The sequence below is a fragment of the Solirubrobacter deserti genome (assembly GCF_027587175.1).
Classification (GTDB): Bacteria; Actinomycetota; Thermoleophilia; order Solirubrobacterales; family Solirubrobacteraceae; genus Solirubrobacter; species Solirubrobacter deserti.
This window is the reverse complement of the sequence record NZ_JAPCID010000060.1, coordinates 1-26,523: the sequence shown is the minus strand read 5'-3', so window position 1 is coordinate 26,523 and position 26,523 is coordinate 1. Positions and strand designations below refer to the sequence as shown.

33 protein-coding genes are annotated in these 26,523 nt (G+C 72.3%); 21 read left to right on the top strand and 12 right to left on the bottom strand.

The features are described from left to right. Positions 1-3 precede the first annotated feature (3 nt). Positions 4-633, bottom strand: a complete 630-nt coding sequence (locus tag OJ962_RS29080; protein ID WP_202953538.1) for a TetR/AcrR family transcriptional regulator — start codon at positions 631-633, stop codon at positions 4-6. Between the two features lie 57 nt (positions 634-690). Between OJ962_RS29080 and OJ962_RS29075 the strand changes: the two genes are divergently transcribed. From OJ962_RS29075 to OJ962_RS29065, 3 genes are read left to right on the top strand one after another with little or no spacing between them, the layout of a single operon-like run. Beyond that, positions 691-1,515 carry a shikimate dehydrogenase gene (locus OJ962_RS29075; RefSeq protein ID WP_202953537.1) on the top strand — a complete coding sequence of 275 codons (825 nt, stop codon included), beginning with the start codon at positions 691-693 and terminating at the stop codon, positions 1,513-1,515. Then, complete coding sequence (locus tag OJ962_RS29070) at positions 1,512-3,260, top strand: bifunctional sugar phosphate isomerase/epimerase/4-hydroxyphenylpyruvate dioxygenase family protein (RefSeq protein ID WP_202953536.1); 1,749 nt, start codon at positions 1,512-1,514, stop codon at positions 3,258-3,260. The genes OJ962_RS29075 and OJ962_RS29070 overlap by 4 nt, the downstream gene beginning before the upstream one ends. Continuing rightward, positions 3,238-4,668 (top strand): Nramp family divalent metal transporter, encoded by a 1,431-nt coding sequence (locus OJ962_RS29065; RefSeq protein WP_202953535.1) that lies wholly within the window; start codon positions 3,238-3,240, stop codon positions 4,666-4,668. Before OJ962_RS29070 ends, OJ962_RS29065 begins: the two co-directional genes overlap by 23 nt. On the opposite strand, the gene OJ962_RS29060 is transcribed toward OJ962_RS29065, so the two are convergent. Continuing rightward, positions 4,643-6,058, bottom strand: a complete 1,416-nt coding sequence (locus tag OJ962_RS29060; protein ID WP_202953534.1) for an MFS transporter — start codon at positions 6,056-6,058, stop codon at positions 4,643-4,645. The genes OJ962_RS29065 and OJ962_RS29060 overlap by 26 nt on opposite strands. A 66-nt stretch (positions 6,059-6,124) precedes the next feature. On the opposite strand from OJ962_RS29060, the gene OJ962_RS29055 reads away from it, so the two are divergent. Both OJ962_RS29055 and OJ962_RS29050 read left to right on the top strand, forming a co-directional pair. After that, complete coding sequence (locus tag OJ962_RS29055; RefSeq protein WP_202953533.1) at positions 6,125-6,652, top strand: TetR/AcrR family transcriptional regulator; 528 nt, start codon at positions 6,125-6,127, stop codon at positions 6,650-6,652. 6 nt (positions 6,653-6,658) lie between these two features. After that, positions 6,659-7,009: a hypothetical protein gene (locus tag OJ962_RS29050; protein WP_202953532.1), complete on the top strand. Its 351-nt coding sequence runs from the start codon at positions 6,659-6,661 to the stop codon at positions 7,007-7,009. A gap of 199 nt (positions 7,010-7,208) precedes the next feature. Here the strand turns inward: OJ962_RS29050 and OJ962_RS29045 are convergent, their stop codons facing one another. Then, entirely contained in the window at positions 7,209-7,613 is a 405-nt protein-coding gene (locus OJ962_RS29045; RefSeq protein WP_202953530.1) for a GNAT family acetyltransferase, read from the bottom strand. After that, positions 7,610-8,044 (bottom strand): Lrp/AsnC family transcriptional regulator, encoded by a 435-nt coding sequence (locus OJ962_RS29040; RefSeq protein WP_202953529.1) that lies wholly within the window; start codon positions 8,042-8,044, stop codon positions 7,610-7,612. The genes OJ962_RS29045 and OJ962_RS29040 overlap by 4 nt, the downstream gene beginning before the upstream one ends. A 92-nt stretch (positions 8,045-8,136) precedes the next feature. On the opposite strand from OJ962_RS29040, the gene OJ962_RS29035 reads away from it, so the two are divergent. From OJ962_RS29035 to OJ962_RS29025, 3 genes are all read left to right on the top strand, one after another. Further along, positions 8,137-8,775 (top strand): AzlC family ABC transporter permease, encoded by a 639-nt coding sequence (locus OJ962_RS29035; protein ID WP_270006783.1) that lies wholly within the window; start codon positions 8,137-8,139, stop codon positions 8,773-8,775. Beyond that, positions 8,772-9,074 carry a hypothetical protein gene (locus OJ962_RS29030; RefSeq protein WP_202953527.1) on the top strand — a complete coding sequence of 101 codons (303 nt, stop codon included), beginning with the start codon at positions 8,772-8,774 and terminating at the stop codon, positions 9,072-9,074. The genes OJ962_RS29035 and OJ962_RS29030 overlap by 4 nt, the downstream gene beginning before the upstream one ends. Positions 9,075-9,299: 225 nt before the next feature. After that, positions 9,300-9,728, top strand: coding sequence for a sensor domain-containing diguanylate cyclase (locus OJ962_RS29025; protein WP_270006782.1), 429 nt, complete (start codon positions 9,300-9,302; stop codon positions 9,726-9,728). Positions 9,729-9,932: 204 nt separating this feature from the next. On the opposite strand, the gene OJ962_RS29020 is transcribed toward OJ962_RS29025, so the two are convergent. The 4 genes from OJ962_RS29020 to OJ962_RS29005 form a co-directional block, all read right to left on the bottom strand. Beyond that, positions 9,933-10,442: a hypothetical protein gene (locus tag OJ962_RS29020; RefSeq protein ID WP_202953525.1), complete on the bottom strand. Its 510-nt coding sequence runs from the start codon at positions 10,440-10,442 to the stop codon at positions 9,933-9,935. Further along, entirely contained in the window at positions 10,439-10,753 is a 315-nt protein-coding gene (locus OJ962_RS29015; protein WP_202953524.1) for a hypothetical protein, read from the bottom strand. Before OJ962_RS29015 ends, OJ962_RS29020 begins: the two co-directional genes overlap by 4 nt. Positions 10,754-10,879: 126 nt before the next feature. Next, a complete protein-coding gene (locus OJ962_RS29010) occupies positions 10,880-11,518 on the bottom strand; it encodes a hypothetical protein (RefSeq protein ID WP_202953523.1) in 639 nt (212 codons plus the stop codon). A 56-nt stretch (positions 11,519-11,574) separates the two neighbouring features. After that, positions 11,575-11,895: an STAS domain-containing protein gene (locus OJ962_RS29005; protein WP_202953522.1), complete on the bottom strand. Its 321-nt coding sequence runs from the start codon at positions 11,893-11,895 to the stop codon at positions 11,575-11,577. Positions 11,896-11,965: 70 nt separating this feature from the next. On the opposite strand from OJ962_RS29005, the gene OJ962_RS29000 reads away from it, so the two are divergent. Then, positions 11,966-12,295, top strand: coding sequence for a MarR family winged helix-turn-helix transcriptional regulator (locus tag OJ962_RS29000; RefSeq protein ID WP_202953521.1), 330 nt, complete (start codon positions 11,966-11,968; stop codon positions 12,293-12,295). On the opposite strand, the gene OJ962_RS28995 is transcribed toward OJ962_RS29000, so the two are convergent. Further along, complete coding sequence (locus OJ962_RS28995) at positions 12,273-13,499, bottom strand: PP2C family protein-serine/threonine phosphatase (RefSeq protein WP_202953520.1); 1,227 nt, start codon at positions 13,497-13,499, stop codon at positions 12,273-12,275. The two genes, OJ962_RS29000 and OJ962_RS28995, sit on opposite strands and share 23 nt — an antisense overlap. Positions 13,500-13,522: 23 nt before the next feature. Here OJ962_RS28995 and OJ962_RS28990 point away from each other — a divergent pair, with 23 nt between their 5' ends. Genes OJ962_RS28990 through OJ962_RS28965 form a run of 6 tightly spaced genes read left to right on the top strand, consistent with a single transcriptional unit; the run spans position 13,523 to position 21,209 of the window. Continuing rightward, positions 13,523-14,299, top strand: coding sequence for a siderophore-interacting protein (locus tag OJ962_RS28990; RefSeq protein WP_202953519.1), 777 nt, complete (start codon positions 13,523-13,525; stop codon positions 14,297-14,299). 41 nt (positions 14,300-14,340) lie between these two features. Continuing rightward, on the top strand, positions 14,341-15,672 hold the full coding sequence (locus tag OJ962_RS28985) for a S8 family peptidase (protein ID WP_202953518.1): 1,332 nt from the start codon (positions 14,341-14,343) through the stop codon (positions 15,670-15,672). Between the two features lie 36 nt (positions 15,673-15,708). After that, positions 15,709-18,129, top strand: coding sequence for an MMPL family transporter (locus tag OJ962_RS28980; protein ID WP_202953517.1), 2,421 nt, complete (start codon positions 15,709-15,711; stop codon positions 18,127-18,129). After that, positions 18,126-19,694: a hypothetical protein gene (locus OJ962_RS28975; protein WP_202953516.1), complete on the top strand. Its 1,569-nt coding sequence runs from the start codon at positions 18,126-18,128 to the stop codon at positions 19,692-19,694. The genes OJ962_RS28980 and OJ962_RS28975 overlap by 4 nt, the downstream gene beginning before the upstream one ends. 10 nt (positions 19,695-19,704) lie before the next feature. Continuing rightward, positions 19,705-20,043, top strand: a complete 339-nt coding sequence (locus OJ962_RS28970; protein ID WP_202953515.1) for a YciI family protein — start codon at positions 19,705-19,707, stop codon at positions 20,041-20,043. Next, on the top strand, positions 20,025-21,209 hold the full coding sequence (locus tag OJ962_RS28965; protein WP_202953514.1) for an RNA polymerase sigma factor: 1,185 nt from the start codon (positions 20,025-20,027) through the stop codon (positions 21,207-21,209). Before OJ962_RS28970 ends, OJ962_RS28965 begins: the two co-directional genes overlap by 19 nt. On the opposite strand, the gene OJ962_RS28960 is transcribed toward OJ962_RS28965, so the two are convergent. From OJ962_RS28960 to OJ962_RS28950, 3 genes are all read right to left on the bottom strand, one after another. Continuing rightward, a complete protein-coding gene (locus tag OJ962_RS28960) occupies positions 21,206-21,904 on the bottom strand; it encodes a dihydrofolate reductase family protein (RefSeq protein WP_202953513.1) in 699 nt (232 codons plus the stop codon). The genes OJ962_RS28965 and OJ962_RS28960 overlap by 4 nt on opposite strands. Before the next feature lie 61 nt (positions 21,905-21,965). Further along, positions 21,966-23,033: a calcium-binding protein gene (locus tag OJ962_RS28955; protein WP_270006781.1), complete on the bottom strand. Its 1,068-nt coding sequence runs from the start codon at positions 23,031-23,033 to the stop codon at positions 21,966-21,968. Between the two features lie 163 nt (positions 23,034-23,196). Continuing rightward, positions 23,197-23,571 (bottom strand): RNHCP domain-containing protein, encoded by a 375-nt coding sequence (locus tag OJ962_RS28950; RefSeq protein WP_202953511.1) that lies wholly within the window; start codon positions 23,569-23,571, stop codon positions 23,197-23,199. Positions 23,572-23,806: 235 nt separating this feature from the next. Here OJ962_RS28950 and OJ962_RS28945 point away from each other — a divergent pair, with 235 nt between their 5' ends. From OJ962_RS28945 to OJ962_RS28920, 6 genes are all read left to right on the top strand, one after another. Next, on the top strand, positions 23,807-24,259 hold the full coding sequence (locus OJ962_RS28945; protein WP_202953510.1) for a hypothetical protein: 453 nt from the start codon (positions 23,807-23,809) through the stop codon (positions 24,257-24,259). Further along, a complete protein-coding gene (locus tag OJ962_RS28940) occupies positions 24,259-24,558 on the top strand; it encodes a winged helix-turn-helix domain-containing protein (RefSeq protein ID WP_202953509.1) in 300 nt (99 codons plus the stop codon). Before OJ962_RS28945 ends, OJ962_RS28940 begins: the two co-directional genes overlap by 1 nt. A gap of 27 nt (positions 24,559-24,585) precedes the next feature. Beyond that, positions 24,586-25,116 carry a hypothetical protein gene (locus OJ962_RS28935; RefSeq protein WP_202953508.1) on the top strand — a complete coding sequence of 177 codons (531 nt, stop codon included), beginning with the start codon at positions 24,586-24,588 and terminating at the stop codon, positions 25,114-25,116. Between the two features lie 169 nt (positions 25,117-25,285). After that, the gene (locus tag OJ962_RS28930) at positions 25,286-25,543 is read left to right on the top strand and encodes a type II toxin-antitoxin system Phd/YefM family antitoxin (RefSeq protein WP_202953507.1); all 258 of its coding nucleotides are present in this window, start codon (positions 25,286-25,288) and stop codon (positions 25,541-25,543) included. Continuing rightward, the gene (locus tag OJ962_RS28925; RefSeq protein ID WP_407697550.1) at positions 25,471-25,935 is read left to right on the top strand and encodes a PIN domain-containing protein; all 465 of its coding nucleotides are present in this window, start codon (positions 25,471-25,473) and stop codon (positions 25,933-25,935) included. The genes OJ962_RS28930 and OJ962_RS28925 overlap by 73 nt, the downstream gene beginning before the upstream one ends. 104 nt (positions 25,936-26,039) lie before the next feature. Then, a partial coding sequence (locus tag OJ962_RS28920) for a hypothetical protein (protein ID WP_270006779.1) occupies positions 26,040-26,523 on the top strand: 484 nt, incomplete at its 3' end.

The following is a 26,523-nucleotide window of genomic DNA, read 5'->3' as shown; positions in this document are numbered from 1 at the left end:
CACCTACCCCGTGAGATAGGCGACCACGACATCGCCGAGCATCGTGCGGTAGCCGTCGCGACGGTCGGCGGCGAGCAGGTCGCGGTCGAACAGCGCCTGCCAGGTGTGGCGGTTGGCGACGCGGAAGACGCAGTAGGAGCTGATCAGCATGTGCAGGTCGACGGCGTCCACGTCGGCCCGGAAGACGCCCGCCTCACGGCCGGCGCGCAGGATGCGCTCGATGCGCTCGACGGCGGGTGCGTTGATCGCCGCCAGCGACTCTGCCATGTGCTCGCCGCGGTGGATGTTCTCGATGCTCACGAGCCGGATGAAGTCCGGGTGCGCCTCGTGGTGGTCGAACGTCAGCTCGGCCAGCGCGCGGATCGCGGCGACCGGGTCCAGATGGTCGACGTCGACGGTCTGCTCGGCGGCGCGGATGGCCGCGTAGGCCTGCTCCAGGACCGCCACGAACAGCCCTTCCTTGGAGCCGAAGTAGTAGTAGAGCATCCGCTTGGTGGTCCGCGTGCGCTCCGCGATCTCGTCCACGCGCGCCCCGCTGTAGCCGTGCTCGGCGAACTCCCGCGTCGCCACTTCGAGGATCTCGCCCTGCGTGCGATCCCGGTCCCGTGAGCGCTCTGGCTGCGTAGCGGCCATCACCTGCGGATGTTGACAAATCCAAGAGCGGGTATGTAACGTACTAGTTCGTACATTATGGCGGAGAGAGACCATGTCGTCGGCCTCATCGGGGCCGGCATCGACGCATCCCTGAGCCCCGCGCTGCACGAGGCCGAGGCCGCCGCGCAGGGGCTCGACTACGAGTACCGGCTGCTCGACATCGACGGCCGCGAGCTCGGCGCCCTGCTCGAGCAGGCGCGGGCCGCCGGCTTCAGCGGCGTCAACGTCACGCATCCGTGCAAGCAGGACGTCGTCCCGTTCCTGGATGAGCTCTCGCCGGAGGCGGCGGCGCTCGACGCGGTGAACACGGTCGTGTTTCGAGCGGGCCGCGCAATCGGCCACAACACGGACGCGAGCGGGTTCGCGGAGAGCTTCCGGCGCGGGCTCCCCCACGCCCGGCTCGGCAAGGTGGTGGTGCTCGGCGCGGGCGGCGCGGGCTCCGCGGTCGCGCACGCGGCGCTGCGGCTGGGCGCGCGGGAGCTGGTGATCGTGGACGTCGACTCCACGCGCGCAGCGGCGCTGGCGAACCGGCTCGGCGCGCGCACGGGCGCGCTCGATTCCGTGCAGGACGCCGACGGGCTGATCCACGCCACCCCCACCGGGATGGCCGCGCATCCCGGCCTGCCCTTGCCGGAGGAGTTGCTGCGCCCCGAGCTGTGGGTCGCGGAGGTCGTGTACCGGCCGCTGGAGACCGAGCTGGTCAAGCGCGCGCGCGAGCTCGGCTGCCGTACGCTCGACGGCGGCGGCATGGCGGTCATGCAGGCCGCGGGCGCGTTCGAGCGCTTCACGGGCGTCGAGCCCGACCGCGAGCGCATGCTGCGCCACTTCGCCACGCTGGTGGAGCCGGTGAGCGCGCGGTGAAGCGCTCGATCGCCACCGTGTGCCTGAGCGGCACGCTCGACGAGAAGCTCGACGCGGCCGCGTCCGCCGGCTTCGACGGCGTCGAGCTGTTCGAGGCCGACCTGATCAACTCGCCGCTGCGCCCGGACGAGGTGCGCGCGCTCGCCGACGCCCGCGGGCTCACGATCGATCTCTACCAGCCGTTCCGCGACTTCGAGGCGATGCCCGAGCCGGACTTCCGCCGCGCGGAAGCCAAGTTCGACGTGATGGAGGCGCTCGGCGCGCCGACGATGCTCGTCTGCTCGAACGTCTCACCGCACGCGATCGACGACGACGCGCTCGCGGCGGCGCAGCTGCTCGAGCTGGCCTCGCGCGCGGACGCGCGTGGGCTGAAGATCGCCTACGAGGCGCTCGCGTGGGGCCGCCACGTCAGCGAGTACGACCACGCGTGGCGGATCGTCGAGCGTGCCGACCACCCCGCGCTCGGCACCTGCCTGGACTCCTTCCACATCCTCAGCCGCGGCACGTCGCTGGACACGATCGATGCGATCCCGGGCGAGAAGATCTTCTACCTCCAGCTCGCCGACGCGCCGTTCCTGAGCATGGACGTGCTCCAGTGGAGCCGCCACTACCGCTGCTTCCCCGGCCAGGGGGCACTGGACGTGCGCGGACTGCTCGCACGCGTGCTCGCCGCCGGCTACAGCGGCCCGCTGAGCCTCGAGGTCTTCAACGACGTCTTCCGCCAGGCCGACCCGTGCCGCACCGCGATCGACGCGATGCGGTCGCTGATCCTGCTCGAGGACGAGCCGCTGCCGGAGCCCGCCGCGCTGAACGGGTTCGCGTTCGTGGAGATCGGCGTCGACTCACCGGAGATCGAGGACCTGCTGCGCGCGATGGGGTTCGCGCACGTCGGCCCGCACCGCTCCAAACCCGTGCAGCTGTTCCAGCACGGCGAGATCCGCGTGGTGCTCAACCACGGCGTCGGCGAGGACGATCCCGAGGTCGTCGCGATCGCGGTCGACTCCAGCGACCCGGATGCGAGCGCCGCACGCGCCGAGGCGCTGCTGGCGCCCCGTGTCGAGCGCCGGCGCGGCGCGGGCGAGGCGGACCTGACGGCGGTCGCCGCCCCCGACGGCACCGCGGTCTTCTTCTGCGGCCCTGACTGGCTGGACGACTTCCTGCCCACCGGCGAGGCCGAGAGCGACGGCGTGCCGATCGAGCGCATCGACCACATCACGCTCGCCCAGCCGTTCGAGGCCTTCGACGAGGCCGGGCTGTTCTACCGCTCGGTGCTCGCCCTGGAGCCGAGCGCGAGCGCGGAGCTGGCCGCGCCGGACGGGCTGGTGCGCAGCCGCGCGTACGCGGCGGGCGACGTGCGCGTGGTCCTGAACGTGCCCGCGCTCGCGAGCACGCGCGAGCGCAGCGAGCTGCAGCACGTCGCGTTCGCGACCAGCGACGCGCTGGCCGCCGCACGGGCGATGCGCGAGCGCGGCGTCCCGCTGCTGGCCGTGCCGGACAACTACTACGACGACCTGGAGGCGCGGCTCGGCATCGACACCGCGCCCTTGCGGGAGCTCGGGGTGCTCTACGACCGCACGCCCGAGGGAGAGCTCCTGCATTTCTACACCGCCCGCCTCGGTGGGCGCGTGTTCTTCGAGGTGCTCGAACGCCGCGGCGGCTACCGCGGCTACGGCGCCCTGAACTCACCCGTGCGCATGGCCGCACAGACCGGAGGAGAGAGACATGCAGAAGGTGCTGGCGCCTGAAGTTGTCGAGACAGGACGCTTCGGGCGAGGAGAGCGCTCCGAGGAACGCCAACTGCCGGACGCACCGCCGCTGCGCAAGCTGCTCGGCCCGAGCGTGATCCTGGTCGGCGTCGGCGTCGCCAGCGGCGAGTACATCCTGTTCCCGTACATCGCCTCGCAGGCCGGGCTCGTGTTCCTGTGGGCCGCCATCGTCGGCGTCGCCGTGCAGTTCTTCATCAACATGGAGATCGAGCGCTACACGCTGGCCACCGGCGAGACCGCGATCGGCGCGTTCAAGCGCCTGTGGCGGCCGTGGGGCGGCGTGCTGGCCGCGGGCGCCATCCTTGCGACAATGTGGCCCGGCTGGGCGACGTCCGCCGCGACCGTGTTCACGTTCGCCGTCGGCGGCGGCGACCCGAACCTGATCGCGATCGGGATCCTGTTCGTGATCGGCGTGATCCTGACCGCGTCGCCGGTCGTCTACACGACCGTCGAGAAGCTCCAGTTCATCAAGGTCGGCGCGATCCTGGCCTTCATGGTCATCGCGATCTTCGCGGCGATCAAGGCCACGGCGTGGGAGGACTCGACCGCGGTGGTGACGAGCTTCGGCACGTTCCCGGGCGAGATCCAGCTGGCGATCCTCGTCGGCGCGCTGGCCGCCGCCGGCGCGGGCGGCGCGAACAACCTGGTGCAGTCGAACTGGATCCGCGACAAGGGCTTCGGCATGGGCAAGTACGTCCCGCGCATCGTCTCCCCCATCACGGGTCAGGAGGAGGCCGCGCCGGAGGCCGAGCGGCTCTCGTTCCCGACTGACGAGGCCAACATGAGCCGCTGGCGCGCATGGTGGAAGGCGGCCAACACCGAGCAGTTCGTGTCCTTCGCGTGCGTCGCCACGGTCACCATCTGCGTCTTCTCGCTGCTCGCCTACTCGACGGTCTTCCAGAACCCGGACCTGCCCGACTCGTCCGGCTTCGACTTCATCTCGCTCGAGGCTTCCGTGCTCGACGGCGCGGTCGGCAACTGGTTCGGCACGATGTTCCTCGCCGTCGGCGCGCTCTCGCTGTTCGCCGCGGCACTCGGGATCGTCGACTACGTGTCGCGCCTGGTCGCCGACGTGCTGCACACGCGCGAGTCGAAGTGGTCCGAGTCGCGCCTGTACTTCACGGTCGTGTGGACGATGATCGTCTTCGGCTCGGCAATCCTGCTGTTCGGCTTCGACCAGCCGCTCGTGCTGCTGACGATCTCGACCGTCATGGGCGGCGCGATCATGACCGTCTACACGATCCTGCTGCTGATCACGAACCGGAGGTTCCTGCCGAAGGAGATCCGGCTCGGCGGCTACCGGCGCGTGATCCTCGCGCTGTCGGTGCTGCTGCTCGGCACCTGCACGATCATCGTCGCGATCAACGAGGCGAAGAAGCTGGTGTGAACACGCCCTCGCCGCGGCGTCCCGGGATCAGCAGCACGGACGCCGCGGCGATGACCGCGCCGCCGGCACACAGCAGGAACGCGGTCGTGAAGCCCGCGTCCTCGACGCCGGTGGCGACGGCGTGGGAAGCGATGATCGAGCCCGCGAGCTGCGCGCCCACGGCGGAGCCGATGTTGCGGACGATCGTGTTCACGCCGGTCGCCTCCCCCGTCTCACGCGCTTCGACGGCACCGACGATCAGGTTCGGGATCGACGCGAAGGCGGCGCCGACGCCCGCGCTCAGGATGATGCACCACACGATCACGATCGCGGGCGAGCCGTGGGCGAGCGCCATGCCCAGCAGCGCGCCCGCGGTGGCCAGGCAGCCGAGGAAGAACGGCGGCTTGGAGCCGACGCGCTCGCCCGCTCTGCCCACGAGCGGGGCGAGCAGCAACGAGGCGATGCCGCCCGGCGCCAGCAGCAGGCCCGCCTCGGTCGCGGACAGCCCGAAGCCCGCGGTGTCGCCGCCCGCATCCGGCAGCTGCGCCAGCTGCGGCACGAGCACGAACGTGCCGATCATGCCCGAGCCGATCAGCAGCGTCGAGACGTTGGTGGTGAGCACGGGCCGGCGCGCGAGCGTGCGCATGTTCACCAGCGGCGCGCTGTGACGCGCCTCAAAGACGCCGAACAACACGAGCACGAGCACGCCGCCGGCGATCAGGCCGAGCGTCTGCGCGGAGTCCCAGCCCCAGTCCGCGCCGCGTGAGATCGCGATCAGCAGCATCGCCAGGCCGGCGCCGAGGATCAGCGCGCCGGCGAAGTCCACGCGGCCCGGCGTGCGCACGGGCGACTCGGGCACGAACTTGTGGGTCGTGATCGTGGCGCCCACGCCCATGATCGCGCTCACCCAGAAGATCCAGTGGTAGCCCGGGCCGTCGACGAGCACGCCGCCGAGCGGGAGGCCGATGCTCGAGCCGATGGCCGCGATCGCGCCCAGCAGCGCGATGCCGGTCGGCACTTTGTTGGCCGGGAACTCGTCGCGGATGATCCCGAACGAGAGCGGGAATACGCCGCCGCCCAGCCCCTGCAGGCCGCGGCCGACGATCATCAGGCCGAGCGAGTCCGCGAACGCGCATACGACCGACCCGACCGCGAACGCCGCGAGCGAGAGGGCAAGGAAGCGCTCCTTGCCGAACATGTCGCCGAGCTTGCCGCAGATCGGCGTCGCGATCGACGCGACGAGCAGGTACGCCGTGACCATCCACGCGATCCCGCTCGCGGACGCGTCGAGCTCGCGCTGCATCTCGCCCAGCGCCGGGATGACCGTCGTCTGCGCGAGCACGAAGCCGAGCGTGCCGACCCCGAGGATGGCCAACGTACGCCCGGGCGCCTGGCGGCTCTCTTGTTCCATGAAGACCCTTACCGAAGTGATGACTGCGTTTTCTGGCGGGCGCTAAGGTAGCACGCAACCGCAGTCATGACTTCGGATCTCTCACCGCGCCGCCGTGACGCCGCCCGCAACCGCGAGCGCCTGCTGGAGGCCGCCGCCGCCGCGTTCCGCGAGGAGGGTCTTGGTGCCAGCGTCAACCACATCGCGACCGACGCGGGGCTCAACGTCGCGACGCTCTACCGCCACTTCCCCACCAAGGACGACCTGGTCGCAGCCGTGCTGGACGAGTTGCTCGAGCCGCTCGCGCAGGCGCGGGATGCGGCGCTCGAGAGCGAGGACGTGCTGGCGACGTTCCTCCGCGAGGCGGCGGTGCAGCAGCGCGGGCATCACGGCCTCGTCGACGCGCTGCGCCGCGACCCCGCGGTGGCCGGCACGCTGTCGCGGCTGCGGGAGCCGGCGATCGCGATCGTCGAGCCGATCGTCGAGCGCGCGCAGGCCCGCGGCCAGCTGCGCCCCGACTTCGACGCGCTGGACCTGCTGATCGCGCTGCGGATGGTCGCGGCCGCGATGACGGACCGCCATGTCGACGTCATCCTGCGCGGCCTGCGACCCTGAGCGGGCATGACCGCTGAACTCCGCAACTCGCTGCTCGAGCTCCACCGCCTTCTGCTCGACCATCAACGCCGCCAGGTCGAGCGCATCAGCGGGCGGATGAGTCCCGGCCAGCTACTGCAGGCGGCCACGCAGGACCTGCGCTTCAGCTGGATCAACGAGCTGTTCGAGCCGATCGCGGCGCTCGACGCGGCCTACTCGGACGACGACGGCCCCGCGGCCGAGGCGGCGATCGAGCGGGTGCGCGCGCTGGTGAAGGAGCCGGACCCCGAAAGCGCGTTCGGCCGCCGCTACCTGCAGGCACTGCAGGATGAGCCCGACGTCGTGCTCGTGCACCGCCGCGTTGTGAACGAGCTGTGACCTAGCACGGGACCGGTCCGACGGGGCACACGGGCGGGCGTGCATGGACGCCTCTCCCGCCGCGAGCTCGTCGCGCGTGCGGGTGGAGGTGACGGCGAAGCTGCGCGGCCGAACGGTGACGCTGGCGACGCGACGCGCTCGCTCGACCGTGGCCACACCACGGTCCGCGCACGCTGCGCCGGAACGTGACGTTGCGCGTCTAGAACCGACGGGAGTAGACGACGACGTCCTCGAGCCCATAGCCGAGCGCTTCGTAGAAGCCGCGCGTCGCCGCGTTGTCGCCACGCACCATCACCTCGATCTTGGGGACGCCGCGCTCACGCACCCACGCCTCGCAGGCGTCCATGAGCGCGCGTCCGAGGTGGCGCTGGCGGTGCTCGGGGTGCACGCCGAGGTAGTAGACCCAGCCGCGGTGGCCGTCGTGGCCGACCATCGCGCTGCCGATCAGGGTGGTGTCTTCGAACGCGCCGAGGACGGCGGAGGAAGGGCCCTCGGCTGCGCGGCTGAAGTCCGCGTGCGGGTCGTTCCACGGACGCGTGAGTCCGCACGCGTGCCAGAGGGCGACGGCGGCTTCGCGGTCGCCGGCGGCGAGCGGCCGGATCATCCCTTCACCAGCTTCATCGTGAACTGCGAGGAGACGCGGCCGATGCCGGGCAGCTCGGCCAGCTCGGACATGTAGAACGCCTCGTAGGCCTCGACGTCGCGCACCGCGACGTGCATCAGGTAGTCGGGGACCCCGAACAGCCGCCGGCACGAGACGACCTCCTCCATGTCCGCGATCCGGCGCTCGATCTCCTCCACGGTCGCGCGATCCTTGTGCGTGAGCTCGATCATGACCTCGACCTCGAAGCCCCTGCCGAGCGCGGCGGGGTCGACATCGGCGCGGTAGCCGCGGATGACGCCGGCGCGTTCCAGCGCGCGGACGCGGCGCAGGCAGGCGCTCGGCGACAGGCGGACGCGGTCGGCGAGGTCGACGTTCGCGAGGCTGGCGTCTTCCACGAGCTGGTCGAGAATTGCGCGGTCAAGGCGATCCACGCCTTGATCTTGCCATACCGCGTGTCTTGGTGGAGCTGATTTGCCATCCTGCACCAGCTCCGCGCGCGAGAATGTTGCCTGTGGATCGGTTGTTGCGTGACTCGGTTTCGATCGGCCTGGCGACGGGCGTCTACGCGGTGTCGTTCGGCGTGCTGTCGGTGGCGGCGGGCTTCAGCGTGCTGCAGACGTGCGTGATGTCGCTCGTGTGCTTCACGGGCGCGTCGCAGTTCATGTTCGTATCGGTGATGGGCGCGGGCGGGAGCGCGGCCGCCGCGCTGCCCCCGGCCGTGTTGCTGGCCGCGCGCAACGGCATCTACGCGCTGTCGCTGGGGAGCGTGCTGCGCCGCGCCGGCTGGCGGCGCGCGCTCGACGCGCACCTCGTGATCGACGAGTCGACCGCGATGGCGCACGCGCAGCGCGATCCGGCGCAGCGGCGGCGGGGCTTCGTGTTGACGGCGCTGACGATCTTCGCGTGCTGGAACGCCGGGACGCTCGCGGGCGCGCTGGCCGGCGGCGTGCTCGGCGCGCCCGAGAGCTACGGGCTCCACGCGATCTTCCCCGCGGTGTTCCTCGCGCTGCTGGTGCCGCAGGTGCGCTCGCGCGAGGTGCTCGCGTGCGCGCTGGCGGGCGCGGGCATCGCGTTGCTGTTGGTGCCGGCGGCGCCGGCGGGCGTGCCCGTGATCGCGGCGGTGGTGGCGGCGCTGCCGCTGATGCTGCGGAGGCGGGCGTGAGCTGGACGGCGGTGCTGGCGCTGTGCGCGGCGGCGTACGCGCTCAAGGCCGTCGGGGCGGTGGCCGCGAGCCGCGCGCCGGACGCGGCGCTGAGCGAACGGCTCGAGGTGCTCGTGGTGCCGGTGATCGCGGGGCTGATCGCCGTGCAGGTGTTCGGAGACGGCGAGCATCTGGTGGTCGACGGGCGCGCGCCCGCGCTGCTCGTGGCCGCCGTGCTCGTCTGGCGCAAGGTGCCGCTGCTGCTGGTGGCGCTGGCCGCGGGCGGCACGGCGGCGGCGCTGCACGCTCTGGGCTGGTGAAGCGTCAAGCTGTTGGTCGTGTCCAACGCCGCCACCCGCCGCGTCCAGGCCATCCAGCGCCTGGCCGCGCTCGACCGCGCCGGTGATCCGCGCTCACCGCGCTCACCCGCGTCGCGAGCTTCATCTCCGGCGGTGGCGCCGCCGCCGTGCTCTGATCGACGACGTCTCTCAGCACCGTGTGGCCGCGACCGACGCGCCGCTCGGCGAGCACCGCGCGAGGACTCGATGTGCAGGCTCGTCGTCGACGGCGAGCAGCGCATCGTGTGCCAGGACGCCACCCAGGAGAGCCGCTTCTCCTACTCGTCGTTCGTGGGCGGCGACGAGCCCGTGCGCTTCTACGCCTCCACCCCGGTGCGGGCCGCGGACGGCAGCGTGATCGGCTCGCTGTGCACGTGGGACACGACGTCGCGCGAGCTCTCGAAGGACGGCATCGCGCGCCTGGACGACCTCGCCGAGCAGGTCGCGACGCTGCTCGAGCTGCGTCAGGCCGCCTCCGAGCTCGGCCACGCCGCCTCGCACGACCCCCTCACCGGCGTGCTCAACCGCACGATGCTCGACGACCGCCTCGCCCACGCGTTCGCCCGGCGCATGCGCCGCGGCTGCGAGGTGCTCGTCATCGTCATCGACCTCGACGGCTTCAAAGACCATCAATGACACGCTCGGCCACGACGCCGGCAACGAGGTGCTCAAGCTCGTCGTCGAGCGCATCGAGGCCGCGCTGGCCCGACCCCGCCGAGTACGGCGGTGAGCGCCGCCCGCTGGCGGCGAGCGTCGGCGCCACCCTGGCCGAGGCCGGCGACGACGTGCGCGCCGCCCTCGACCGCGCCGACCGCGCGATGTACGCCGCAAGCGCGGCCGCTAGTCCGCGGGTCGCCGCGCCCAGAGCCCGCCGGGCGCCGGCGCCTCGCCGGGCCCGTCGAAGGGACGCGGGACTGGCGCGGGCGACGAGTCGCGCGGGTGGGAGACCGCCGCCGCTGAGGCGGGCGACGAGTCGCGCCGCTGCGCGGACGCGGCGGGCGCGACGGCTCGCGGCGCGGACTCGCCGCGCGCCGGTGCCTCTTCGCCCCCGGCCGTCGCCGGCGCGTCCTCGTCCTCGAGGCGGAGCACCGCGGCGGCCACGCCGAACACGAGCGCGATCGCCAGCGGCGCCGCGGCGGCCTCGCCCGCCGCGGTCAGCGTGAGGGCGTAGGTGATGAAGCCGAGCACCGCCCAGGTGCTCAGCGGCGCGAGGTACCGGCGGGCGACCTTCACCCAGCGACGGTCGTCGATCTGCGCCCAGAAGACGCCGCGGGCGCTGGCGGCCAGGACGAACAGGACGATCGCGACGGGCAGCGCCGCGCTCGACGCGTACTGGAAGAGGTCGGTCATGTCGTGGCGCCTCCGCCGGTGCTCGGGGCGCTCGGGGCCGGAGCGGTCCGGCCGCCACCGCCGTCGAACCCGCCACCGCCGCCCGGGCCGCCGAAGCCGCGGCCCCCGCCGCCGTCGCGGCGCGGGCGCAACCCGTCGTCGTCCGGCTGTGTCCGGCCCGGGAAGCTCGGGTCCGTGGTGGTGGGAGCGGCTTCGGCCGGGCCGCGCACGGCGGCCAGCAGCATCAGCGCGAGGAACGCGGCGAGCGCCGCCGCACCCACGCGGCGGTTCGCGCGGCGCCGCTCGGCCGGCGCGGAAAGGGTGCTGTCCATGGCGTTCAGGGTCCTCCGTCCCCGTAAGAGCGAGCCTGGAGTTCCCTGAGAACAACCTGGGGAGCCGAACCTAAAGAGGGACAGTCCCTCTTTAGGTTCAGCGGCTCGCGCCGGGGTGGGCGAGGTCTAGGGGGTCGGGGTCGGGGTGACGTCGCTGCGCGGGCCGGCGCCGCGGTCGCCGCGGAACTTGCCGTCGCCGAGGCGCTCGATGTGCTCGTCGAGGCGGTCGACGGCCTCGTCGTGCTGGGCCTGGGTGATGCGCTTGGCCTTCAGGTCGGCGTCCAGGCGCGCGACCGCGGCCTGCTTGACCGCCGCCGTCACGTCGGCGAGCGTCTTGCCTTCGGCCTGCGCGATCTGCGCCAGCGTCTTGCCGTCACGCAGCTGGGTCTCGAGCGCGTCCTCGGTGATGCCGAGCGCCTTGGCCGCATCCGCGAACAGCGCGGGGCCACCGCCGCCGCGATGCCCGCCGGGTCCGCCACGGCCGATCCCCAGCAGCGTGCCGTCGGCGGCGCGGCGCGCCTTGATCGCGTCGGCCTGCTCCTGGGTCAGCGTGCCCGCCTTCACCGCGGCGGCCAGCCGCGCATCCTGCGCGGCGGTCAACGCGGACGTCAGCTGCTCGGACGAGACGCCGAGGCGCTTCGCCGCGTCGGCGAGGAACGCCTGCTCTTCCGCCTTGCGCTCGGTCGTGGTCGCGGCCACAGCGGCCGACCCCCCGGCGAGCACGGCCACGGTGGCGACGCCGGCGATGAGTTTCTTCTTGGACATGCTCCGAGCATCGGCGCCCACCCTGAGCACCGGCTGGGAGTTGCCTCAGAGCATCCTTATCGCGCGCTGACGAACATGAAGCGCGCGCTGAGCCCGGCGAGCTCGATCAGCCGCTCCACGTGCGCGTTGCCGCGCACGATCGACAGCCGCGCGAACTGCTCGCGGGCGTAGAGCAGCACGTGCAGCCCGGCCGCGTCCATGAACGTGAGGCCGCGCGGGTCGATCGTCAGCTCGTGAGCGACGGCCGCCGCGAGCTTGACCTCGGCGTAGGCCAGCTCGGCCGTCGCGCAGTCCAGCTCCCCGGACAGCGCAAGGGTCGTGCCGACCCCGTCCTGGCGCGTCCGAGCGTCGAACCCGGGGTGTGGGATGACCGTCACGCCCCACACCATACACGACATTTCGGTCGCGTATCGCATTTCATGAATTTGCGGGCGCTTCGCTACCCTCTTGGGCATCGCGCCCTTCGGCTTCTTGACCAACCACGGCCTCGCGCTGCTGTGCATCGCGGAGGACCCGCAGATCCGGATGCGCGACATCGCCACGCGCATCGACATCACCGAGCGCGCCGCGCAGCGCATCGTGTCCGACCTGATCGCGGCGGGCTACGTCCATCGCCGCCGCGAAGGCCGGCGCAACCAGTACCTCGTCCGCACCGACCTGAAGGTCGCGCTGCCCAACGAGCGCGACATCGAGCTCAGCTCGCTGCTCGGCGTCCTGCTCCCGACCGGCGCGAGCGCCGAGCGGCGCGAGCAGGTCATGGTCGAGCCGTCAATGTGACGGCGACGACGGCGACGTCGTCGGTCGCGCCCGGCTGCACCATGCGCTCGATCAGGGACTGGCACAGGGGATCCGGATCGTCCGGGCCGTGCTCGACCAGCCACCGCAGCTGCTCCGTGCGCTCCTCGGCCCAGGCGTCGCGCCGCTCGACGAGCCCGTCCGTGTAGTGCACGAGCGTGGTCCCCGGCCCGACCACGTGCGTGGCGGTCGCGTACACGGTGCCGACCGGATCGCCGGCGAGCAGGATGCCCTCCGGCCCGACTTCGAACGCGGTCTCCGCCGCGGACCGCATCAGCATCGCCAGGTGGCCGGCGCGCGCCCACGTCCACGTCGCGGCGGCCAGGTCCAGCACGCCGTAGGCCGCCGAGCTGAACGCCGCCAGCGGCACCTCGTGCGCGAGGTCGTTCAGCCGCCCCATCACCGACCCGGGAGACGGGTCCTCGAGCGCCGCGCCGCGCAGCGCGTTGCGCAGTTGCACGGCCGTCGCGGCGGCTTCGATGCCGTGCCCGACGACGTCCCCGATCGCCACGCCCACCCGGTCTCCGGGCAGCCGGAACGCGTCGTACCAGTCCCCGCCGATCAGGTTCTCGGCGGGCGCGTAGCGGGCCGCGATGTGTACGCCCGGCACCTCGGGCAGCGCGTCCGGGAGCAGTGCGAGCTGAAGCGTCGCCGCGGTGTGTGCCTCACGCGCGAGCGCCTGCTCGGCCAGGATCCGCGCCGCGCGGCCCTCCAGCTCGGCGACCGCCGCGTCCGCGAGGTCGTGCAGTGTCGCGACGTCCTGCGCCGACCACTGACGCGGCTGCGTGTCCATCGCGCACAGCGCCCCCAGCGCCTCCCCCGCCGCCGTCAGCAGCGGCCAGCCCGCGTACGCGATCACGCCCAGGTCGCGGATCGCCAGGTTCGAGGAGAACCGCGGATCCTCCCGCGCGTCCGCGGTCGTCACCACCGAGCGCTCGGCCACGACAATCTTGCAGAACGAGTGCGACAGCGGCGTCGAGCGCAGCTCCACCCCGGTCCGCCCCGGGAAGATCTGCTCGTCCACGTCCACGAGCGACACGAGCGCGACCGGCGCCCCCAGCAGGCGTGACGCGAGCCGCGCCAGCCGGTCTAGCGCCGGGTCGCCCTCGGCCGTGTCGAGGGCGAGCGTCCGCCGCACGCGCCCGACGGTGCTGCCCACGAGCTCCAAGGCCGACCATTCGCTCACCTGTCCACCGTACCCTCGATGGCATGCCTCCCCGCGTTCCCCGGCGCGTCTCCGTGGTCTCCACGGAGCACGTGACTCCCCACATGGTGCGCGTCGTGCTCGGCGGCCCGGCCTTCGACGGCTTCGCGCCCGGCGAGTTCACCGACCACTACGTCAAGCTCCTGCTCCCCGACCCGCAGGCCCCGGAGCGCACCCGCACGCGCACATACACCGTCCGCGAGTGGGACGCCAAGCACCAGCAGCTCACGATCGACTTCGTGGTCCACGGCGACGTCGGCGTCGCCGGCCCTTGGGCCCGGCGCGCCCGGCCCGGCGACGAGCTCGACCTGCTCGGCCCCGGCGGCGCGTATACGCCCGATCCCGCCGCCGACTGGCACCTGCTCGCCGGCGACGCGAGCGTGATCCCCGCGATCTCCGCTTCACTCCCGCGCATCGCGCCCGGCACGCCCGTCCACGTCGTGATCGAGGTCGACGGGCCGCAGGAGGAGCAGCCGCTGGACACGCCGGGCGACCTGCGCCTCGCCTACGTGCACCGCTCCGCGCCGCCCGGTGAGGAGCCGGAGCTGCTCGCGCAGACGGTCGCCGCGCTCGACCTTCCCGACGGCCGCGGCCACGTCTTCGTGCACGGCGAGGCCAGCAGCGTCCGCAACCTGCGCCGGCACCTCGTCGCCGACCGCGGCCTCGATCCCGCGGCGATGTCGATCTCCGGCTACTGGAAGCTCAAGCGCACCGAGGAGGGCTGGCGCGAGGACAAGGCCGAGTGGGCCCGCCTCGTCGAAGCCGACGTCGCCGCAAGCTAACCCCAAGGAACAGCCAAACCGGATCGGTTTGGCTGCGCGGCGTGAACCTCTATCGCGTCAGTGCCCTCGTGGGTTGGGTCGTCATCCTCGCCGCGGCCTGCGCCGCGCTGGCCGCCAACGCCTTCGCGGCGAGCCTGCCCGCGAACTGGAACCCGCAGCAGGTCGCCGTCAACGCCGACGACAACAACTCGTTCCTGCTGCGGCCGGGCCAGATCCTCGTCGCGCCCGGTGACGCGATCGACGTCGGGCGCGTGCTGACCGGCAGCGGCTGGAAGCGCACCGACACGCGCGCGTACGGGATCACGCTGTTCCAGAAGGCGCCGGAGAAGCCCGAGACGGCGGCGCGCGAGGTCCTCGACACGATCGCCAAGGTCCGCACGGCCACGGCCTACCGGCCGCAGGGCCCGGCGCGGGTGGCGCCCAACCACGTCTTCGTCGGCGAGTCGATCACCTCCACCGACGCGATCAACTTCATGGGCGAGCCGCGCATCCAGGGCGGCCCGGGCTCGTCGGTCGAGCTCGCGAGCCTGCCGAAGGAGCTGCCCAGTCGCGGCGCGCTGCCGGGCGACGGCAAGGGCGCGAAGATCGCCGTCCTGGACACCGGCATGTTCGAGCACGAGTGGCTGCGCAGCGTTCAGCGCGCGCCCCTCTCCGACGACGTCTGGGACGTCGAGGGCGACGGCTACGGCGACAACGAGTCCGGCCACGGCACGTTCATCGCCGGCCTGATCCGCCAGGTCGCGCCGGCCGCTTCGATCTACGCCGTCAAGGTGCTCGACTCCCACGGCGTCGGCGACGACCTCACCGTCGCCACCGCCATGAGCCAGCTGCCCGCCGACGTCAACATCGTCAACCTCTCGCTCGGCGGCTACACCGAGGGCAACCAGCCGCCGATGGCGATCGCGACCGCGATGCAGGCGTGGCAGAACAAGCACCGCGTCGTCGTCGCGGCCGCCGGCAACCACGCAGACAAGCGCCCGTTCTGGCCCGCCGCGTTCGGCCCGGTCGTGTCCGTCGGCGCGATCGAGGACCGAGAGGGCGTCTTCGCGCCCGCTTCCTTCAGCAACTACGGCGACTGGGTGGACCTCGTCGCCCGCGGCGCCGGCCTGCAGTCCACCTTCGCGCGCGAGACGACGAAGGTCGCGACCGGCCCCACGCCGAGCAAGAGCGACCCGTCGATCACGTTCGAGGGCTGGGCGGAATGGGACGGCACGTCGTTCTCCACGCCGATCGCAGCCGCCATGATCGCCCGCACCATGACCCGCGCGGGCCTGCTCTCGGCCGCCGACGCGTCCCACAAGCTGCACGTGAGCGCACCGCTTTCCGGTCTCGCCCCGTTCCCGTACGCGCGCCTGCTCGACGAGTTCCGATGAGTTGACACGCACCGCTCACGCCTCGATGATCGGGGCGTGAGCCAGCGCTTCGCCGCCGTCGCCACATCCCGGGCCGCGTGGTTGGTGTTCGTCCTGTGGCTCGTCGTGATCGGGACGTCGGTGGGCCTCGGCATCCCGGAGAAGTACACGGCCGCGCAGGAGAACGAGTCGACCTCGTTCCTGCCCGGGGACGCGGAGTCGACCAAGGCGCTGACCGCGGCGGAGGAGCTGCAGGGCGGCGAGCTCGCGCCGGCGATCATCCTCTACCGGCGCGAGAGCGGGCTCACCGCCGCCGACAGGCAGAAGATCGTCACCGACGTCGAGGCGCTGACCGCTCAGCGCTTCCCGGGCGTGGTCGCCGACGGCGCGACCGCCGCCGCGGGCGGGCAGCAGGGCGAGCCGCCGCCGGACGCGCCGCCGCCCGCCGAGGGGTGCGGCACCCCGGTGACGCCGATTCCCGGCCAGCCGTCCGGCTACGCGCCGTTCGTCGGCCCGGTGTGCTCGATGGACGGCAAGGCCGCACTCGTGTTCGCCTACCTGCGCGGTGACGGCGAGTCGAGCACGATCCTGGACCCGGTCGACTTCTGGCGCGAGACGGTGTCGGACCCGGGCGGCGGGCTCGAGGTCAAGATCACGGGCGGCGCGGGCTACGCGGCCGACGCGATCAGCGTCTTCGAGAACATCAACGGCACGCTGCTGTTCGCGGCGACGCTGCTGGTGATCGTGCTGCTGATCCTGATCTACCGGTCGCCGGTGTTCCTCTTCATCCCGCTCGCGGCGGTGCTGTTCGCGGAGTTCCTCTCGCAGACGCTCGGCTACGCGCTGGCCGAGGCCGGCGTGACGATCAACGGCCAGTCAAGCGCGATCATGTCGATCCTCGTGCTCGGCGCGGGCACGGACTACGCGCTGCTGATCGTCGCGCGCTACCGCGAGGAGATGCACCACCGCGTCGACAAGTACGCCGCCATGCGCGCGGCGCTGATCTCGGCCGGCCCGGCGGTGTTCGCGAGCGCGGCGACGGTGATCGCGGCGCTGTTCTGCCTGTCGATCGCGCGCGTGAACGGGACGAGCGGGCTCGGTCCACTGGGCGCGCTCGGCGTGTTCTGCGCCGCGTTGTCGATGCTGACGCTGCTGCCGGCGCTGCTGCTGATCTTCGGGCGGCGCGCGTTCTGGCCCTTCGTCCCGCACACGCCCGACACGCGGCCGGCGGGCGAGGAACTGTCCGGGTCGAGCGTCGCCGCGTTCGGCAAGGCCGCGGGCGCGTGCCTGCTCGTCGCGCTGCTGTTGCCGCTTTCGCTGGTCCTCACGCTGATCCGGCGCATCTTCGGGACGCCTTCGCTCGTCTCGTGGCTCGACAGCCGCGTCTTCACCCCGTACGAACTGCGGCGTGTCCGGCACGAGCACCTCGTGGACGAGACGCACGGCTTCTGGAAGCGCGTCGGCGACCGCGTCGCGGTCAACCCGCGGCGCACGTTCCTGGGCGCGATCGCCGTGCTCGGCGTGATGTGCCTCGGCCTGCTGTTCTTCTCCACCGACCTGACGACCAACGACAGCTACCGCACCAAGGTCGAGTCGATCGAGGGCCAGGAGCTGCTGGCCAAGAGCTTCCCGGCCGGGTCGGGCGCGCCGACGGACATCATCGTCGCGGACGCCGCCGACGTGGAGCGCGTGTCCGCGGCGGTCGCGGACGTGCCGGGCGTGCAGACGGTCAGCCCGCCGGTCGCGAGCGACGACAGCGGTCGCACGATGATCCAGGCCACGCTCGAGCCGCCGCCGTACTCGACCGAGGCGTTCGAGCTGATCGAACCGATCCGCGCGGCGGTCGGCGACGCAGCGCTCGTCGGCGGCGCCACCGCCGTCGAGTTCGACGTGCGCGAGGCCGCTGCCTGGGACAGCCTCGTGATCCCGCCGATCGTGCTGCTCGTCGTGTTCGTGATCCTGATGGTGCTGCTGCGCGCGGTGGTCGGCCCGCTCGTGCTGATCGGGACGGTGATCCTGTCCTACGCGGCCGCGCTCGGCGTCTCCTACTTCGTGTTCGACGTCGTCTTCGGGTTCGTCGGCTCAGACCCGTCGCTGCCGCTGTTCGGGTTCGTGTTCCTGGTCGCGCTCGGCGTGGACTACAACATCTTCCTCGCCGCCCGGGCGCGGGAGGAGACGTGGGAGCACGGCACGCGCAAGGGGATGCTGCGCGCGCTCGCGGTCACCGGCGGCGTGATCACGAGTGCCGGCATCGTGCTCGCGGGCACGTTCGCCGTGCTCGGCTCGCTGCCGCTCGTCTTCCTGACCGAGATCGGGTTCGTGGTCGCGTTCGGCGTGCTGCTGGACACGTTCCTCGTGCGCTCCGTGCTCGTGCCCGCGGCGACGCTGCTGATCGGCCCCAAGTTCTGGTGGCCGTCCTCGCTCGCCAAGACCGACGGGGCACCGCGCGACGAGGAGCGGGTACAAGTCCCGGTGTGAGAACCGCGTTCAGCGCTCGGCACGGCGTCGAGACCGAGACCGAGTACAAGCGCGACCGCCGCGACGCGGGTGAGCTGATGTGGCACGCCCACATCGGGCTCAGCTCGTGGGAAGCGACCGAGGAGGCGCTGGACGAGATCGTCGACGGGCTCGGCGAGCACCGCCTGGACCGCTTCGGGTTGTGCCTGTCGCGGGCGATGAGCCTGCCGGCGGCGGAGCGCTCCGGCGCCGCCAAGGAGACCGGGCCGGTGCTGGACGCCGACGACTGGGCGCGCGTCGCCGCCGCGCCCGCGCAGCCGCACCTCGGCGACTTCATGATCGGCACGCCGGCCGGGCTCGAGAACACCCAGGCCGCGCTCGCGGTCGGGATCACCACGATCGGCAACCTCGGTCAGCACTTCGCGTTCGAGCCGCCGGGCGGCTACGACGACGTCGCGCTCACCCAGACCACGGTGCAGGCCATCCGCGCGTTGCGCGGCGGGCTCGTGCACTCCTACCTGGACGACGGACCCGCGATGCAGTTCAGCCACTACGGCGGCTATCTCGGCTGGGCGGCGCTGGAGCTGCACGTGGTCGAGAACCTGCTCGGCGCGCGGCTCGCCCACTGCTACGGGGGGCTCGTGCCGAACCCGGCGCACCGCGCGATCGTCGGCCTCGCGCTCGACCACCTGCGCGACGGCGACTCGCTCGGCTCGATGATCTACGGCGACACCGTCTCCTACGGGCGCGACCGCGGACGCAACCTGGAGGCGCTGACGACCTCGGTGATGATCGACATCGCCACCCAGCTGCGCCGGCCCACCGGGCACGCCATCAATCCGGTGCCACTCACCGAGGCCGAGCGCATCCCCAGCGCGGACGAGATCCTCGAGGTGCAGCTGCTCGCGCGCGACCTGGAGCCGGAGGTGCGCCACGGCGGGCCGCTGCTGGACTGGGCGTGGGTGGAGCGGCGCGCGGTGGAGGCGGTCGTGTACGCGCGGGCGTTCCGGGACGGCGTGCTCGCGTGGTTCTCCGGCCAGGGTCTGCAGGTCGACGACCCGGTCGTGCTGCTGCTCGCGCTGCGCCGGGTCGGAGCCGTCGAGCTCGAGCGCGCGATCCGCGTTCCCGCCCCGCGCGAGCTGCTCGGGCTGGAGACGTGGAAGCAGGGCGTGGTCGCGACGGTGGCCGAGCGGGCGCGACGCTCGCTGCCGCGGCTGGACGGGCGCCGGATCGTGCTCGCGGCGCTGGAGGTGCACGACGTCGTGCGCGACGCGCTGGCGCGGGAGCTGCCCCAGGCGGGAGCGCAGGTGATCGTCCTGCCGAGCTCGATCACGCCCGAGCAGCTCGCCCGCGCGGCTGCCGACGAGGACGCGGACACCGTGATCGTGGCGACCTACAACGGCGGGGCGCTGACGCTCGGTGAGCAGCTGGTGCGCGCGCTGGAGCCCGACGTGACGGTGATCTTCGGCGGTGTGTTGAACGAGGACGACGGCGGGCCGCTGCCGGTCGACGCGCGGCCCGCGCTGGAGGCGCTCGGCATCCGCTGCGTGGACGAGATCGAGGAGCTGGGCGCGGCGCTCGCGTAGGGTTCTGGCGGTGCGCTACCTGGCCTTGATCTACGGCGACGAACAGCTCTGGAACAGCGACCCGGACCGGCGGGAGGTGATCGCCGCGGTCGACGAGTTCAACCGGCGGCTCACCGAGTCGGGTGAGCTGGTCACGGCGAACGGGCTGCTCGGGCCGCCCGTCAACGTGCGCCGCACCGACGGCCCGCCCGTCGTGTCCGACGGCCCGTACCTCGAGGTCAAGGAGCACGTCGGCTCCTACTTCGTGATCGATGTCGAGAGCTACGAGCGGGCGCTCGAGATCGCCCGCGAGTACCCGGGCGTGACCCGGAGCACCGGCGCGCTCGAGCTGTGGCGCCTGATGCACTGAACGCGGCGCTTCGCGAGCACGCGCCGCGGGTGCTCGCGACGCTGATCCGCCGGCACGGTGACTTCGCCCGCTGCGAGGACGCGGTCCAGGAGGCGCTGCTGGAGGCGTACCTGCAGTGGGAAGACGTGCCCGAGCACCCGTTCGGGTGGCTGCTGACGGTCGCGTCGCGGCGGCTGGTGGACGGGCTGCGCGCGGACGCCTCGCGGGCGGCGCGGGAGGAGCGGGTCGTGCGCGAGGCGGTCGTGGCGGAGGAGGCCGCGGACGAGGACGACACGCTCGCGCTCCTGCTGCTCTGCTGCCACCCGTCGTTGGCCCCGTCCGCGCAGATCCCGCTGACGCTGCGCGCGTTCGGCGGCTTGACGACGGAGGAGATCGCCCGCGCGCTGCTCACCACGCCGGCGACGATCGCCCAGCGGATCGTGCGGGCGAAGGCGCGGCTGCGGGGCGTCGAGTTCGGGCTCCCGCCGGACCCGCCGATCGCGGAGGTCGCGCAGGTGCTGTACCTGATCTTCAACGAAGGCCACATGGCATCGTCGGGCGCCGAGTTGCGCCGTGATGACCTGGCCGCGGAGGCGATCCGGCTGGCGCGTGAGCTGCGCCGCATGCGCCCGGTCGACGCCGAGGTCGCGGGCCTGCTCGCGCTGATGCTGCTGCACGATGCACGCCGGTCGGCGCGGACCGCGCCGGACGGGTCATTGGTCCCTCTGGAAGCGCAGGACCGGTCGTTGTGGGACGCGGCGTTGATCGCCGAGGGCGTGGCGTTGACCGAGTTCGCGGTGACCGCGCAACGGCCGCCGGGACCGTACGCGCTGCAGGCCGCGATCGTCGCCGTCCACGCCGAGGCGCCGGACGCGGCCGGCACGGACTGGCCGCAGATCCTCGCGCTCTATGACCTCTTGCTCGCGGTTCACCCGAACCCGGTCACCGCGCTCAACCGCGCGGTCGCGGTCGGCGAGGTGCACGGCCCCGCGGCTGGGCTCACCGCCCTCGACGCGCTCGCCGGCGACCCGCGGCTGGATCACCGGCTGGACGCCGTCCGCGGCCACTTCCTCGCCCGCGCCGGCGACCGCTCCGGCGCCGCGGACGCCTTCGAGCGGGCCGCCGCGGCGGCGACGCAGGACGCCGAACGCGCCCACCTCGCCGCCCGCGCCGCCGCGCTGCGTTAGGCCGTCTCCTCGCCCAGACCCGGGTACTTGCCGCCGCGGTCGTCGAGGACGAGCGGCTTGCGCCCCTCGACGCGGTAGCGGATGTGGGTGACCTCGGGCGTGGCGACGGTGCGCTCGGGGACGAGCTCGAGGCCTTCTCGGACGTCGAGGTCGACGTCGAGCAGGCGCTGGCCGGCGCCGAGGATCACGGGCACGATGTGCAGCTCGATCTCGTCCAGCAGGCCGAGCTCGAGCGCCTGCTTGATGATCGTGCCGCCGCCGGCGATCGCGACCTCCTTCCCGCCCGCCGCCGCGCGGGCCTGCTCGATCGCGGACTCGAGGCCGTCGGTGACGAACTCAAAGCTCGTGCCGCCGAGGCGCTCGAGCCGCTCGCGCTCGCGGTGGGTGACCACGAACACGGGGTTGCGGAACGGCGGCTCCTCGCCCCACGGGCGCTCGCCGCCGTCGAACATGCGGCGGCCCATCACGTACGCGCCGGGCCGCTCGAAGGACTCCGCGACGATCTCGGAGTGCACGTCCTGCTCGCCGCCGGCCAGGTGCTGGCGGTCGCGCCACGCCATGGCCTCGGTGACCCAGCGGGTGACGCGGAAGAAGCCCGCGGCCTCCGTGCTCTTGAACCAGTTCGGCTCGTCGTCGCGCGGGCCGGCGTAGAAGCCGTCGAGGGAGATCGAGAGCTGTGCGATGACCTTTGACATGCGAGGGAATCGGAGCCGCCTGCCGAGGATCGACAGGCGGCCCGAAAGTGGCGCGTAGGCGTTACTGGTTGAACACCGTCGCGCAGTCGTGGATCAGGTCGCCGTCGCTGAGCACGCGGAACCCGACGTCGCCCGGATCGGCGGGGTTCGGGCCGATGGCGCCGCAGTCGACGACGTCGACGTCGCCGTCCGGCACCGCACCGAACGGGATGACCAGGTTCGGCGGCGAGGACGGCAGCAGGAAGTCGCTGCCCAGGCCGCCGACGATCTGGTCACGGCCATCGCGGCCGTGGACGCTGTCGTTGCCCGCACCCGCGTCGATGCTGTTGGCGAACTCGTTGCCGAGGATGCTGTCGCCACCGTTGCCGGTGACCACGTCCTCGATCTCGCGGATGGTGTCGGCTTCGCCGACCTCGCCCTGGGTCGCGTCGAACCGCGTCAGGTCGACCACGACGCGCGCGGAGCGGTCGCCGTAGAGCACCCGGTCATGGCGCTCGTTGACGCTGATCCCGGCCGCACCACCGTCAATGACGTCGCTGCCGAAGCCGCCGTCGAGCACGTCGTCGCTGCCGCCGCCGTCGAGCTGGTCGTTGCCGAACCCGCCCTTCATCTTGTCCGGACTGACGCCGCCGAGCAACTGGTCGTCGCCGGTGCCGCCGTCGAGCTCGTTGAAGCCGCCGAGGCCGTGCAGCTCGTCGTTGCCGGACGAGCCGGTGAGCATGTCCTTGGCCTTGAGGTCGCCGATCAGGGTGTCGTTGCCCGGACCGCCATTGCCCTGCATCGGCACGCCGGACGAGTTGACGACGCGGTCGTTGCCGAGGCCCGCGAGCGCGACGACGTCCTTGAAGTCGTTGCCGGCCTTGGGCGCGACGCAATTGGCCTTGGTCGGGTCGCCGGCGACCGGCGCGCAGCCGGTGCCGATGGCCAGCGGCACGACGTCGTCGACGATGATCGAGCTGCCGCTGAGCGTGAAGCGCACGTTGTTGTCGGCGTCGCCGCCGACCCAGCGCACGTTCGCCCCGGACGAGACCGAGGCCGATACCTGCGCCTGGGCCGGGACGGCCGGCAATGCGAACGCCGCGATGGCGCCGAGGCCGAGCAGGATCCTGCGATGGTTGCTGTGAAGCACTTGAGTTCTCCTTCGGCGCGCCATGGCGCGCCGTCGTGATTGGGTGTCGTGCTTCAAAGACGCCGCCGCACCGGCGGCCATCGCGGGCGGATGTCCCGCCCCACCGGGCGCTCAGGTGAGAGCCGGCGCTGGGCCGGCGTCGGTGACGCCGGCCCGGGGGCGGTCAGAGCTGGTTGAGCCGTTCCAGCGGAAACGGCGCTGAGGCGAGCGGGCGCACCGCCAGCTGCATCAGCGCGAGCGCGTTGTCGTCGCCCGCGATGCGGTTCAGGTGAACCGTCCGGCAACCACGGCAGCGGTGCACGAGTGCCCATTCGCCGTTGCGGCGGGCGCTGACGCCGACGGGTTCCATCGCGGCGGCGCAGTCGGCGTCCCGGTCGCCCGGCACGTCGTCGTCGACGTGCAGGCTCCACAGGCAGCTGGGGCAGTGGTTGCGGTGCGCGGTGCCCGGCGCCGAGGTGCCGACGTCGAGGCCGCAGTTACGGCAGCGGAACGTGGCGGGTAGGCGCCGACGGCCGCGGTTGCGCTGATCGCGCGACATTGGGGGTACCTCCGAACGGTGAACGCAGAACAGAAACGGGGCGTCGCGCGAGGGCCGGACTCAGTCCGGGCGGCGCGACGTGGTCTGTTCCGTGGCGGCTCTCATACATTCACCGCGCCGGACGGTACAGAGCCGATGAACAGTCGTCGGTACGGGTAGCCGCCGGACCTACTTGCCTCTGAGGAAAGTCGTGCTACTTTCCTCTCAGGCAAGTACACGGACCAGGAGGCATTCCATGGCCACCCAGTACGACCCCCAGACGTCCCTCGACGACATCCGGCGCATGCAGGCCCGCACGCGTGCCGAGTACGTCCGCCACGGCTTCGCCTGGCGCTCCGTGCTCGCGGCGGCCGTCGGGCTGTTCGTCGTCGTCGCCGCCCGCGACCTGCCGGACCCGTGGGACACGATCGTCAGCCTCGGCGCCGCCGTGGTGCTCGTCGGCATGGCGATCGTCCACACCCGCGGCGCCGCCGTCCGGCGCCGCGGCAGCGCAGCCGAACTGGCGCTGCTTTGCGGCGCGTCGGTCGCCCTCATCGCTGCCATCGCCGGCCTGCCCGCCCTCGCGGAGGCGCTCGAGCTGCCGGCACCGAACACGTTCGCCGCCGCCGCGGTCGCATTGCTGAGCGTCGGGCTCGCGCGGCTGACCCGGTCGGCGTTCGCGTCGGCCGTGCGCCGTCAGGACCGCTGATGGACCCCGACTTCGACGAGTTCCTGCACGTCCCGGCGCGGCTGTCGATCGTCGCGCTGTTGGCGCCGGCCGAGTGGGTCGAGTTCGCTTTTCTGCGCGACAGCCTCGAGACCAGCGACTCGGCGCTGTCCAAGCACCTCTCCGCGCTCGCCGGCGCCGGCTACGTCGAGGTGCGCAAGGACCGGGAGGCCGGCACGCGCCGCACGCGCGTCCGCCTGACGAGCGCGGGCCGCGAGGCGTTCCAGCGGCACGCGGCGGCGCTCGAGCGGCTCGTCGCGGCCGCCCGTTCCACGGTGTGATCGGCGGCGAGCGGGTAGTGCACGCGCATGCGCGCACACCCTCGCCGGTCCGCGGTCGCCGTCATCGGCCTCGCCCTCTGCGCCGCCGCTCCCGAGACCGCGGTCGCCGCCTCGCCGTGGGAGACGTGCTCGCGCTCGGCCGGCCACGCCGCAGCGCTGAAGGCGGGCCTGCAGCGGGCCCTGAACACCGACCGGGGCCTACGGCGCGTCTTCTCCGGCACCCAGCCGAGCAGCATCTACCGCCGCCCCTCCACCTCGCTCTGCGGTGACTTCAACGGCGACGGCGTGACCGACCGCGCGCTGCTCTACCAGTGCTGCACGGTTTCTTCGCCGGCCCCGTGGGTGGTCCTGCGCCGGCGCGGCTCGCAGTGGCGGATCGTCTTCCGCCGCCTCAGCGACACCACGTTCCGGCTCGAAGCCAACGGCACGCGCCTCGTGACGACCGAGCCCAAGTACGGCTCGGGCGACGCGAACTGCTGTCCGTCGCAGCTGCGGATCGGCACGCTGCGTTGGACGGGCCGATCCTTCAAGCGCAGCTTCCGCCTCCAAGACACGTGAGCCACGCGCAGCGTCGGGACCTTGCAGCCGCCGTGGTCGACGAGCGTCAATGACATGCGCTTCCCGTCCACGAGCAGCACCGCAGGCCGCGCTGCGCTTCTCGCGCAAAGGGTCAGTGGTCGGAGCGTCGAGCCTTGACTTCGCGAGCTCGAATCGGATAATCGGATACGTGAGTGAGATCAGCGCCACCGAGGCATCGAAACGCTTCGCGGATCTCCTGGACGCTGTCGAGCACCGGGGCGAAACCTTCACCGTCGTTCGCCGCGGACGTGCCGTAGCGACGATCGCACCGGCCCGTCGCGGAACCGGGGCGGACTTGCGGCGCATCCTCGCAGAGCACCCGCCCGACGATCAATGGGCAGACGAGCTGGACGAGTTGCGTCGCTTCGCGGGAGACGCCGCCGCCGCGGACCCGTGGAACGACTGATCGTCGACACAGGTGTGCTGATCGCGATCGAGCGCGGCCCGCCGATCCCCGCATCGGTGCTGCCCGACGACGCGGACATCGCGATTGCCGCGATCACCGCTTCGGAGTTGCTCGTGGGCGTCGAACTCGCCGACGAACAGCGCAAGGCAGCGCGTCTCGCAACGGTCGAGGCGATTCTGACCACCTTCGACGTCATCAGCTTCGACCTCGAGATCGCCCGACAACACGCCGTCCTGCTCGCCCACGCACGCCGTTCGGGGCGTCCGCGTGGAGCACACGACCTCCAGATCGCCGCGACCGCTCGCGCGACCGCCCGCGTCGTGGTCACCACTGACTCGCATGCCTTCGACGACTTGCCAGCCGTCAAGCATCGCGTCGCTCCTCGGCACTAGCTCGTCACGCAAAAGCAGCGGTCGGGAGGACGCGGTGGCCACTGGAGTTTCGCCGGTCCTCGCAACGGCATGACGGGGCGCGCGACGCGATCTAGGTTGCGGATATGGCGTGGACGCTGACGACGGAGGAGCTGACCGCCGCGGTCGCCGAGGCACGCGCGGGCGCCGCTGAACGCCCCACGTGGCGAAAACTCGCGATGCTCGCCCGCGGGCTGCGCTGGCTGGACGAGACGGCCGAGGCATCCCGGGTGTTCCAAGAGGCCGCGACCGACGCGATCTGGCGCGTGGAGGAGCACTACGGCACCGGCGACGGTCGCTCGCGAACACAGACGGCGGGACTGTTCGCACTCGCCGGAGACCTCGAGACGGCGCGCGAGTGGGGCGGGCGGCCCCTGGAGGAGCTGCTGCAACGGCGCGAAGACATTCCCATCGCGGTGGACACGTTGTACGTCTGCGGCGAGTCCGAAGGGGCCTTGGCGCTGGCCCGCCAGCACGGCGTCGACGGTCCCTCCGTCGATCTGCTGGTGGCCGAGCGTGACGGGGATGTCGCCCGCTGCGACGCCATGATCAAGCGCGTCACGCGGGCGA